Source organism: Corallococcus sp. AS-1-12 (genome assembly GCF_020036995.1).
Lineage (GTDB): Bacteria > Myxococcota > Myxococcia > Myxococcales > Myxococcaceae > Corallococcus.
The window spans coordinates 1-10816 of sequence record NZ_JAIQDD010000060.1 but is presented as its reverse complement, the minus strand read 5'-3'; the positions used below and the strand labels follow the sequence as shown (position 1 = coordinate 10816).

General features: G+C 71.3%; 11 protein-coding genes. 6 read left to right on the top strand and 5 right to left on the bottom strand.

Annotation, left to right across the window (positions count from 1 at the left end):
- Positions 1-171: 171 nt before the first annotated feature.
- A complete protein-coding gene (locus tag K8556_RS38250; RefSeq protein ID WP_223745079.1) occupies positions 172-1074 on the bottom strand; it encodes an SDR family oxidoreductase in 903 nt (300 codons plus the stop codon).
- A gap of 80 nt (positions 1075-1154) precedes the next feature.
- On the opposite strand from K8556_RS38250, the gene K8556_RS38245 reads away from it, so the two are divergent.
- Positions 1155-1784: a TetR/AcrR family transcriptional regulator gene (locus K8556_RS38245; protein WP_223745078.1), complete on the top strand. Its 630-nt coding sequence runs from the start codon at positions 1155-1157 to the stop codon at positions 1782-1784.
- 17 nt (positions 1785-1801) lie between these two features.
- Here K8556_RS38245 and K8556_RS38240 read toward each other — a convergent pair whose 3' ends face one another.
- Together K8556_RS38240 and K8556_RS38235 are read right to left on the bottom strand one after the other, a co-directional pair.
- Positions 1802-2299: a hypothetical protein gene (locus K8556_RS38240; RefSeq protein ID WP_223745077.1), complete on the bottom strand. Its 498-nt coding sequence runs from the start codon at positions 2297-2299 to the stop codon at positions 1802-1804.
- 72 nt (positions 2300-2371) lie between these two features.
- Positions 2372-4033, bottom strand: coding sequence for a sigma 54-interacting transcriptional regulator (locus K8556_RS38235; RefSeq protein WP_223745076.1), 1662 nt, complete (start codon positions 4031-4033; stop codon positions 2372-2374).
- 178 nt (positions 4034-4211) lie between these two features.
- Between K8556_RS38235 and K8556_RS38230 the strand changes: the two genes are divergently transcribed.
- The gene (locus K8556_RS38230) at positions 4212-4826 is read left to right on the top strand and encodes a DUF2378 family protein (RefSeq protein ID WP_223745075.1); all 615 of its coding nucleotides are present in this window, start codon (positions 4212-4214) and stop codon (positions 4824-4826) included.
- 20 nt (positions 4827-4846) lie between these two features.
- Positions 4847-5248, top strand: a complete 402-nt coding sequence (locus K8556_RS38225; RefSeq protein WP_223745074.1) for a TonB family protein — start codon at positions 4847-4849, stop codon at positions 5246-5248.
- On the opposite strand, the gene K8556_RS38220 is transcribed toward K8556_RS38225, so the two are convergent.
- The gene (locus K8556_RS38220; RefSeq protein ID WP_223745073.1) at positions 5235-6248 is read right to left on the bottom strand and encodes an NAD(P)-dependent alcohol dehydrogenase; all 1014 of its coding nucleotides are present in this window, start codon (positions 6246-6248) and stop codon (positions 5235-5237) included. The genes K8556_RS38225 and K8556_RS38220 overlap by 14 nt on opposite strands.
- A gap of 161 nt (positions 6249-6409) precedes the next feature.
- Between K8556_RS38220 and K8556_RS38215 the strand changes: the two genes are divergently transcribed.
- Positions 6410-7888, top strand: a complete 1479-nt coding sequence (locus K8556_RS38215) for a S28 family serine protease (protein ID WP_223745072.1) — start codon at positions 6410-6412, stop codon at positions 7886-7888.
- A 3-nt stretch (positions 7889-7891) separates the two neighbouring features.
- Here K8556_RS38215 and K8556_RS38210 read toward each other — a convergent pair whose 3' ends face one another.
- Entirely contained in the window at positions 7892-8797 is a 906-nt protein-coding gene (locus K8556_RS38210) for a LysR family transcriptional regulator (RefSeq protein ID WP_223745071.1), read from the bottom strand.
- A gap of 110 nt (positions 8798-8907) precedes the next feature.
- Between K8556_RS38210 and K8556_RS38205 the strand changes: the two genes are divergently transcribed.
- Together K8556_RS38205 and K8556_RS38200 are read left to right on the top strand one after the other, a co-directional pair.
- Entirely contained in the window at positions 8908-9954 is a 1047-nt protein-coding gene (locus K8556_RS38205; RefSeq protein ID WP_223745070.1) for an NAD(P)-dependent alcohol dehydrogenase, read from the top strand.
- Positions 9955-10028: 74 nt separating this feature from the next.
- Positions 10029-10439 (top strand): NADAR family protein, encoded by a 411-nt coding sequence (locus K8556_RS38200; RefSeq protein ID WP_370640038.1) that lies wholly within the window; start codon positions 10029-10031, stop codon positions 10437-10439.
- Positions 10440-10816: the final 377 nt, after the last annotated feature.

Genomic DNA, 10816 nt, shown 5'->3' with positions numbered 1-10816 from the left:
CTCCTGTCCCCCTTGTCGCTTGGCAGCCGGCCAACTGGCCTCGCTATTCCGCGCAGACCTCCAGTCGGACAGGTTTGGAGGTGGCCGCGGGCGGGGAGCGTCTCGCGGGTTCTCACCTTCTCATTCATGCGGACGGCAGGACGCCACCGGTCCAGCGCTCCCCCACCGCGCTCACAGAATCGTGCCAGCGCCCGGTGCGAAGTAGTGGTCGTCGTCGAGGTCCGCCAGGAGCCCGGGCCCTTCGGGCCGCCAGCCAAACTGTTCGCGCGTGCGGGCGCTCGACGCAGGCGTGTCGAGCGCGAAGAGGCTCCCCAGGAAGCCGAGGAAGTCGCCGGCCTCCCCTGGCGTCTTTGATTCGACCGGCACCCCCACCCGGCGACCGATGACGGCCGCGATGTCTCGGACGGGCACGCCCTCGTCGGCGACCGCGTGGAGCCTCGAACCCGCGGGGGCCCGCTCCAGCGCGAGCCGGAAGAGCCGGGCCGCGTCGGACCGGTGCACCGCGGGCCAGCGATTCGCTCCCTCTCCGACGTAGGCCGCCACGCCCGTCCGCCGCGCGGAGGCGATGAGGTGCGGCACGAAGCCGTGGTCGCCCTTGCCGTGAACCGATGGCGGAAGCCGCACGACGGACGTGCGCACGCCTCGCCCCGCCAGCGCGAGCATCGCCGCCTCCGACGCGCCACGCCCGGAGGGAGCCGCCGCGTCGGTCTCCACGGCGATGCGTCCCGGCGCCAGGCCCAACAGCCCCGCCGCGATGACGAAGGGCCGCTGGGAGCCCTCCAGCGCCGCGCCGATGGCTGCAATCGCTCGCGCGTCGGCACGCACCGAGTCCTCGAAGCGGGAGAAGTCGTGGATGAACGCCAGGTGGATGACGCCGTCCACCTTCGCCGCCCCGGCGCGCAGGCTGTCCGGATCGTCCAGCGAACCGCGATGCACCTCCGCCCCCGCCGCCTCCAACGCCCGGGCCGAAGCGTCCGAGCGGGCAAGCCCCACCACCTGATGCCCCGCCCCCAGGAGTTCAGGGACCACCGCCGAGCCGATGAAACCAGACGCACCCGTGACGAATACGCGCATGGAAAGCTCCTTGATGTCAGCTACTGACATCACTCCTAACAAGTGATGTCAGTGACTGCAATCAGGTTATGCTTGTGCCCATGGGCCGCTGGGAACCCAACGCACGAGACCGGCTCGCACAGGCCGCGCTGACGCTGTTCCAGGAGCACGGGTACGACCGGACGACGGTGGAGGAGATCGCCGCGCGCGCGGGGCTCACGGAGCGGACGTTCTTCCGCTACTTCACCGACAAGAAGGAGGTCCTGTTCGGGGGCTCGGACGCGCTCCACGAGCGCATCGTCACCTGCATCGCGGATGCACCCCAGGGGACCGCGCCGCTCGACGCGGTCGCCGCCGCCCTCGAGTCCCTGGCCCCCTTCTTCAAGGACCGCCGCGACCATGCACGTGCGCGGCAGGCGCTCCTCGCCGCGCACGCGGAGCTCCGGGAGCGCGAGCTGATCAAGCTGGCCTCGCTTGCCTCGGCCGCCGCGGAGACCCTTCGCGGACGCGGCGTCACCGAGCCCACCGCGAGCCTGGCCGCGGAGGCAGGCATCGCCGTCTTCAAGGTCGCGTTCGAGCGCTGGCTCGAGGACCCGAAGGCGCAGGACCTCTCACGGCACATCCAGTTCGGACTCGATGAGCTCCGGGCCGTCACCGCCAGCACCGGCCCCCGGACACCCGCCGAGCCCTCGCGCCCCCCCGCCAGGCCGGCCAGGGCCCGCAAGCCCTGACAGGCCCCGCCGGGGCTTCAGTCCTCGCCGCGCCCGGTGACCTCCAGCGTGCCGTTGATGGTCTGCCGGAGGCCCTCCTCGGGCTGCGTGCACCTCGAGCAGTCGCTCGTGGGGCAGGACCACAGGGACGTGGTCCTTCCCGGCTCATCCTCGGACTTCAGCGTCCACGTGGCGCTCGTGCACGCGGGCAGAAGCAGCGGGTTCGACGCGTCCGCCGCCAGGAGCCCGCCCTTGGACACGACGATGCAGCGGTCCTGCTGCACCTGGGACACGAAGCCCACCGTCTGCCCGGGCTGCACCTGCACCCTCGTGGTGCTGAAGTGCACCTTGCCGCCCTCGCTGGCGGTGATGGTCACCAGGGTGTTCGCATCGGGCGGCGTCGGGTTCACCGCGCAGGGCTGCACCGGCCCGGTATCGGACAGCCCGGCTTCGGAGGCGGTGGAGCGGGAACCTCCGCTGGCACAGGCCAGCAGCAGTCCGGTGAGGCACAACGGGAAGTGGACGCGGCTTCGCATGGGGAACCCTCCAGGGGGACGGATGACGCGACGGCTTAGCACCCAGCGTGCCACGTGGCGCGGCCCTGACGCTCAAGGTGCCTTCGCCGTCAGCCCCAGCTCCTTCAAGCGCCGCCCCAACGCGCGCTTCGACACCTCCAGCGTGCGCGCCATCGCGTCCAGGTCGCCGCCGCAGGCCTCGAAGCAGCGGGTGATTTCGTCCGCGCCCAGGTCCCCGGCGGTGCGCAGGTTCGGGCTGCGCTCGATGAGGTCGTAGACGGACGGGCGCGGGATGCCCAACGCGTCCGCCGTGGCCTTCAGGTCCCACGCGCTCGCCCGCAGCGCGGCGAGCAGCTCCGCCTCCGTCACCTGCGAGGGCTTGCGCCGGGGCACCGCCGCCTCGCGCGCCTCCGGAGCTCCCGCCGCGCCCCCCGTCGCGGAAGCCCCCGCCGGCATCCCCAGGGGCCTCGTCACGGTCCCCGCCCCTTGCGCCCACGCTGGAGCCGCCGCGCCCAGCGCTTCATCGAGCGCCGCATCCAGTTGCAGCCGCGCCTGGCCCCGGCTCCCAATCACGAGCTGCCGCGTGAGGTTGCGAAGCTGCCGGATGTTGCCCGGCCACGCCGCCCGCACCAGCCGCGACGCCAGCGGCGCGGGCAGCCACGGCTCCGCGTGCGGCTCCTCCGAGTCCAGCCGCGCCGCCTCGCCCAGCGCCGCCAGCTCCTCGCGCGCGAAGTGGAAGAAGAGCCGGCCCACGTCCTCGCGCCGCTCCCGCAGCGCGGGCACGCGCAGGTCGTAGCCCGCCAGCCGGTGCAGGAGCGGCGCCTTGAAGCGCCCGTCGCGGATCTGCTCCTCCAGGTGCGCGTCCGTCGCGGCGATGAGCCGCACGTCCACCTTCACCGGCTGGCTGGCGCCCACGGGGTACAGCTCCCCCGTCTCCAGCACGCGCAGGAGCATCACCTGCACCTCCGGCGGTGCCTCGCCCACCTCGTCCAGGAACAGGGTGCCGCCGTGCGCGGCGCGAAAGAAGCCCTCGCGGTCCTGCGTGGCCCCGGAGTACGCGCCCTTGCGCGAACCGAACAGCTCCGCCGCCGCCAGCTCCTTGGGGATGGCGCCCAGGTTGACGCTGAGGAAGCGCCCGGCCCCGCGCGGTGACAGCCGGTGGATGGCCTGCGCCACCAGCTCCTTGCCCGTGCCCGTCTCGCCCCGGATGAGCACCGACACGTCCAGGTCCGCCACCCGCTCGATGTGCTTGCGCAGCCGCCGCAGGCCCGCGCTCTCGCCCACCATGCCGAGCGTGTCCGCCGCGCCCTCGCCGTCCAGCTCCACCGTGTGCAGCAGCAGTACCACGCGGCCCGACAGCTCCAGCGCCACGCCGTCCCGCAGCTCCGCCGGCCCGAAGTCCCGCGCGCCCGGGAGCGGCTCGCCCGCCGCGACCACGTGCGTGCCGTCCTCCGGCACCGTCAGCCGCACGCCTCCGCCCGCCAGCGCGGAGAGCTCCAGCGGCTTGCGGCTCACGAAGGGATCCGCCAGCGGCAGCCCCAGCGAACTGCCCGGCTTCGCGAAGTCCGGCCCGTTGCGGGACAGGGCCACCGTCCGCCCCGCCGCCACCGCCTCCAGCAGCACCCGCTCCCCCATGCGCCGGGGCACCGGATGGGACACCACCGTCAGCGCGGGCACGGCGCGGGGAGCCCCCCGGGAGGCTCCGCGCTCCTGCATCGCGGCCGTGGAGACGTCTGCGAGGGGGTCGTGCGGCATGGCCCACGACGCTACCGCACCCTTCCCGCCCCCCCTCCTTCGACGCGTCGAGCCGCGTCGGCCGACCCGCCGGACCGCGTGCCGCACTGCGTTTTCGGACACTTTCGCGCGGACTTCTTGAGACCTGGGAACCTACCGGGTTGAGACAGCCCCGCTCACACGGGTAGCGTGGAAGGACATGCCGAGCCCGAGTCCCGAACGCCTTGTCTTCCAGCAGAGCTTCGAAGGGCTGATTCGCGCCCTGGGTGACCACCTGGACGAGCCGTGCGCGCGGCAGTTGCGCGAGGCCGGCATCGACCCGCGCGGAAAGCTGGCGGTGGCCTATCCGCTGGAGGTGTGGGTGGAGTCGCTGAAGCTGGCGGCGTCCGTGCTCGCGCCCTCGGCCACGCTGGACGACGGGGCGGAGGTGGTGGGCCGGCGCTTCCTGGAGGGCTACGGGGCCACGCTCATCGGCAGCGCGCTGCTGGCGGGCGTGCGGCTGTTGGGCCCGCACCGGATGCTGGAGCGGATGACGCGCAACCTGCGCACGGGCACCAACTACCTGGAGGCGCGGCTGGAGCAGACGGGCCCCACGCGCTACGTGCTCACCTGCCGCCCGGTGGTGGTGGCCGGCTTCTACCGGGGCCTGTTCGCCGCCGGCCTGGAGATGAGCGGCGCGCACGGCGCCTCCGTGGTGCTGATGCGCAGCGCGGGCGACGCGGCGGTGTACGACCTGTCCTGGCTGCCGGAGAAGGGCGCGAGCAAGCCCCCCGAAACGAAGCCCCTGCCCCGAGGCCCCCAGCCGAGGAGCTGAGCGGGCCCTATATTCGGCCCATGCTCCGCATCCCGAAAACCGCCGTGGTGGTGCTCGCGCTGGCCCTCGCCTCCGGGGCCCTGGCCGCGGGCGGCAGCCCCCAGTTGCAGACCTACTTCCAGGGCTCGGTGGACAGCCCGGCCTATCAGCAGCAAGCCTTCCAGCGCGTGGCGAAGGCCTGGAAGCAGCCGGGCCCCAAGGGCACGCCGGCCCCGGGCAGGAAGACCATCGTCCAGGCCGTGCTCGACAAGGACGGCAAGCTGGTCTCCACCGCCATCCTCACGGAGTCCGGGGCCAGGGCGTGGGACGCCGCCGCGCTCGCCGCGGTGAAGAAGGCGGCGCCCTTCCCGCCCCTGCCCAAGAGCACCACCACGGCCACGGTGGAGGCCCACTTCCACTTCGCGTGGGTCAGCTCACCTTGATGACGATCTTCCCGAAGTGCGCGCCCTGCTTCATGTGCTCGAAGGCGGCGCGCGCCTCCGCGAAGGGGAACACGCGGTCCACCACCGGGTGGATGTCATTGAGGGTGAACGCGCGCGCCATCGCCTCGAAGGACTGACGGTGGCCCACGAACACGCCCTGCACGCGCAGGTTCTGCATCAGGATGGGGACCAGGGACACGGAGCCCGCGCCGCCGGACAGCACGCCGATGACGGACACGGTGCCGCCCACGCGCAGCGCCTTGAGTGACTTCTCGAAGGTGCCCGAGCCGCCCACCTCCACCACGTGGTCCACGCCCACGCCGCCGGTGAGCGTGCGCGCCGCCTTCTCCCAGTCCGGCGTGGTGACGTAGTTGATGCCCTCCTGGGCGCCCAGCTTCAGGGCCCGCTCCAGCTTGTCGTCGCGGCTGGACGTGGCGATGACGTGCGCGCCGAACATCCGGGCAATCTGCAGCGCGAAGATGGACACGCCGCCCGTGCCCTGGACCAGCACCGTGTCCCCGGCCTTGAGCGCTCCTTGCGTGACGAGCGCGCTCCACGCCGTCACCGCCGCGCACGGCAGCGTGGCGGCCTCCTCGTCGGTGAGGTACGCGGGCGTGGGCACCACGCCGTCCTCGTGCAGGAGCATCGTGTCCGCGAGCGCGCCGTCCAGCGGCCCGCCCAGCGTGGTGGCGGTGATGGCCTTCGTCGGCTCACCGGCCTGCCAGCCCTGCGCGAACAGCGTCATCACCCGGTCGCCGGGCTTCACGCGGGTGACGCCCGGGCCCACCGCGTCCACCACGCCCGCGCCGTCCGAGTTGGGCACCAGCGGCAGCTTCTGGCGCGGGTTGTAGCGCCCCTCCACCATCATCAGGTCGCGCGAGTTGAGGCTCGTGGCCTTCACGCGCACGCGCACCTGGAAGGGTCCAGGCACCGGGTCCGGGCGCTCCGCGCGCACCAGGTTGTCCAGACCGAAGGCTCCGCGAATCTCGTAGACGTTCATGCCCGGGACCTTAGAGCCAGGGCCTTCCACCGAACAGGGCCCCACCATGTCCCTGAGCCGTTGCCGCGCAAGTCATTGCAAGAATCACCTGGGACGTCCTTCTTCTTGAAATACATGACCGGCATGTTCGTTATGCCTTTCCAACAAGGAGGGCTTCACCCATGTCACGTTTCTTCGGTCGACCCGCGGTGCTGGCGTGCGCGCTGGCACTCGGGCTCCAGGCTTGCGGCGGCAGCGAGTTCCCCCCGGAGTCCATTGCCCCGAGCGCGCCAGAGGTCCAGGCGCAATCCCTGACACAAGACGCGGCGCCGGACATCCTCGCGCAATTGCAGGCGATTCCCGGCCTCACGGTGGTGCAGGAGCGGCCGGCTCCCGCGCCGGGCGTGCGCTTCTTCGTGTTGACCTATGACCAGCCGGCGGACCACCTGCACCCGAATGGCACGCGCTTCCAGCAGCGGATGACGCTGCTCTTCCGGAGCGCGGAGGCGCCCATGGTGCTGGCCAGCACGGGCTACGGCATCGGTACGTCCCCCGGCCAGACGGAGCCCACCTTCCTGCTGCAGGGCAACCAACTGCTGGTGGAGCACCGCTTCTTCGGGCCCTCCATTCCGCAGCCCGCGAACTGGAAGCTGCTCAGCATCGAGCAGGCGGCGGCGGACCACCACCGCATCGTCCAGGCCTTCAAGCCGCTCTTCCCCGGCAAGTGGATCAGCACCGGCGGCAGCAAGGGCGGCATGACGTCGCTCTACCACCGGGCGTTCTTCCCTCGGGATGTGGACGCCACGGTGGCCTACGTGGCGCCCAACAGCTACGGCACGCAGGACCCGCGCTACGTGACGTTCCTGAGCAAGCTGGGCACGCCTGAGTGCCGTGAGGGCATCAAGACCTTCCAGCGCGAGGTGCTGGAGCGGCGTGAAGAGGTGGGCCCGCTCTTCCAGGCGACGGCCGCCGCGTCCTACGGCAGCACCTACGACTTCCTGGGCGTGGACAAGGCGCTGGAGTTCACCACGCTCGAGTTCGCCTTCGCCTTCTGGCAGTACGGCGACGCGTCGCTGTGTGACCAGATTCCCGCGCCGGGCGGCCCCGCGCAGGGGCTGGTGGACTTCATGGACTGGGTGGTGGGGCTCTCGTACATGAGCGACAGGGACCTGAACTACTACGCGCCCTACGACTTCCAGGCCGCGACGCAGTTGGGCAGCTACGCCTCGGAGGAGTCCCACCTGCGCGGCGTCCAGCACTATCCCCGGGGCTACGACCCGCGCGCGCTCGTGCCCTTCGACATGCGGCCGTATGCCTTCAACCCGTTCGCCATGCCGCTCGTGGAGGGCTGGGTGAAGGCGTTCGGCGAGCGCATCCTGCTCGTCTACGGAGAGAACGACCCCTGGTCCACGGGCGCGTTCAGCGTGAGCGCGCGCAATGACTCGTACCGGTTCTTCCAGCCGGGTGGCAACCACGGCTCCCGCATCACGGGCCTTCCGGAAGCGGACCGGGCCGTGGCGCTGGAGCGGCTGAGGACCTGGGCGGGGCTGCCCGCGGAGAGCGCCAGGTCCATGAGCCAGCTCGCCCACGGCGAGGAGTCCGCGGAGCTGCCCGTCACCACGGGCGTGGTGGACCGCCGCCGCGGCCCGCCGCGCGACTGACGTTCAGGGCCGTTCGGTCGTCACCTCGCGGGCCACGTCCAGGAAGGCGCGGAACGCGGGGGACACCTGGGCGCGGCTGGGGAAGTAGAGGAACAGCCCCTCCATCCACGCCGCGTAGGGTTCCAGGACGAGCTTCAGGGTGCCGCGCTTCAAGCGCGGCACGATGGTGGGCTCAAAGGCATACATGAGCGCCAGGCCCGCCTCCGCCATCGCCACCAGCACCTCCTCGTTGGTGGCGAGCACGGGGCCTCGCACGGGGATGCGCCAGGTCTTCTTGCCGCGCTCCAGCTCCCACGCGTACTTCGCGCCGGTGGACGGCAGCAGGATGTTCACGCAGTCGTGGTCCAGCAGGTCCTCCGGGCGCTGGGGCGTCCCCTTGCGCTTGAGGTACGACGGCGCGCCCACCACCACGTAGCGCATCCGCTCCGACAGGCGGACCTGCACCATGTCCCGCTCGACGGCCTCGAACGGACGGATGCCCGCGTCCAGGCCCTCCGCCACGATGTCCACCATGCGGTCCTCGATGCGCAGGTCCACCTCCACGCGGGGGTGGCGCCGGGCGAAGCGCAGCAGGATGGGCGTGACGACCGTGGACAGGGAGATGGTGGGCACGGACAGCCGCACGCGGCCGGTGATGTCTCCCGCGCTGGCCGTGGCGGCCTCCAGCGCCTCCAGCGCCTGCGCCACGGAAGGACCGGCGCGCTCCAGGAGCCGCTGACCCGCGTCCGTCAGCGCCACGCTCCGCGTCGTCCGGGTGAGCAGCGGGACTCCCAGCCGCGCCTCCAACTGACGCACCTGCTGACTCAGCGCGGACGGGGAGATGCCCAGCTCGATGGCCGCCGCCGCGAAGCTGCGTCGGCGCCCCACGACGAGGAAGGCGTTCAGGGCGTTGAGGGGGGTGGTGGCCATTCGGAAGTTTTCCGACATGGCGCGTGCGGATTCCATCCGTTTCGCGGACAGCCTCCCGGGGACATGTTTCCGGGCGTCGGAAGCACCCCAGTCCTTCAGGAGCACTGCCCATGATTTCCGCTCGCGGTTACGCGGCCCCGGATGCCTCTTCCCCTCTTGCCCCCTTCCCGTTCGAGCGCCGCGAGCCCGGTCCGCGCGACGTGCAGTTGGACGTCCTCTACTGCGGCGTCTGCCACTCGGACCTGCACATGGCCCGGAACGACTGGGGCTTCTCGGCCTACCCGCTGGTCCCGGGGCACGAAATCGTGGGCCGCGTGGTCCACGTGGGCAGCGAGGTGACGAAGTTCCGCCCGGGCGACCTGGCGGGCGTGGGCACGATGGTGGACTCATGCCGCGCCTGCGCGGACTGCCGGGATGGATACGAGCAGTACTGCAAGGTCCAGGGTGTCCTGACCTACGGCAGCCGGGAGCGGGACGGGAAGGGCATCACGCAGGGCGGGTACTCGGACCGCCTCGTGGTGGACGAGCACTTCGCGCTGAAGGTGCCCGCGAACCTGGACCCCGCGGCGGTGGCGCCGCTGCTCTGCGCGGGCATCACCACGTACTCACCGCTGCGGCACTGGAAGGTGGGGCCGGGGCGGAAGGTGGGCGTGGTGGGGCTGGGCGGGCTGGGGCACCTGGGCGTGAAGTTCGCGCTCGCGATGGGCGCGCACGTCACAGTCTTCAGCCACACGGACCGCAAGAAGCAGGACGCGCTGCGGCTGGGCGCACACGAGGTGGTCGTGTCATCGCGGCCCGAGGAGATGGCGGCGAAGGCGAACAGCCTCGACTTCATCCTCGACACCGTCTCTGCGGTCCACGACGTCAACGCCTACCTGGAGCTGCTGCGGCGCGACGGGCACCTGGTGCTGGTAGGGTTCCCGGCCCGGCCGCTGGAGGTGGCCCCCATCGCGCTTCTCTCCCGGCGCGCGAGCTTCTCCGGCTCCGGCACCGGCGGCCTGCCGGAGACGCAGGCCATGCTCGACTTCTGCGGCGAGCACGGCATCGTCTCCGACATCGAGCTGATTCCCATCCAGGGCATCAACGAAGCGTTCACGCGGCTGGAGAAGGGCGACGTGAAGTACCGCTTCGTCATCGACCTCGAGAGCCTGAAATAGGCCGGGCGCATCAATCCCTGGCGCGAGCAGTCCGCGAAGCTCCAGGTACAGCCGAAGTGATCCCCTTCCACAGCGTGACCGACAACCACGGGGGGTCCTCGAACTTCGCGCCCTACCCCATCAAGCTCCGGGGCAAGACCTGGCCGACCACGGAGCACTTCTTCCAGGCGCAGAAGTTCGAGAGCGCCTCGGACCAGGAGGAGATCCGCAAGGCCAACTCTCCGATGCTGGCGGCGCGCATGGGCCGGGACCGCAAGCGCAAGCTCCGCCGCGACTGGGAATCCGTGAAGGTGGCGGTGATGCGCGAGGCCCTCCAGGCGAAGTTCTCCCAGCACGAGGACCTCGCCCGTCTGCTCCAGGCCACAGGCGATGCGAAGCTGGTGGAGCACACGGAGAACGACGACTACTGGGGCGACGGTGGTGACGGCAGCGGCAGCAACATGCTGGGCCGTCTCCTCATGGAGCTACGCGAAGCCGCCAGGTAGGCCGCCAACGGTTCGCCCCAGGGCAACGACCCAAGCGTCTCCACGAGGACGAGCACCGCGCGGAGCGCATCGCTGGGCCGCGACACAGTGCTTGTACCGACGCTCAGGACGAGCGCCACGGGAAGAGGCCGCCCGCCGGGCACGCTTTCCGGAAACCTGTCCGACTGTCGGACACGTTCGCGCCACAGGAGGCACGGCCCACGAGTCCGTCTGTTCATCGAACGGGGCCGCGCGCGCCACGCTCGAGCGGACAAGGGACAGCGAGCCACGGGAAGAGCCCGCCCGCGGGCACGCATTCCGGAAACCTGTCCGACAGGAGGTCTGCGCGGAATAAGCAGTCCTACGAGCCGCATAGAGGTGGGGTGACATCGCAAGAA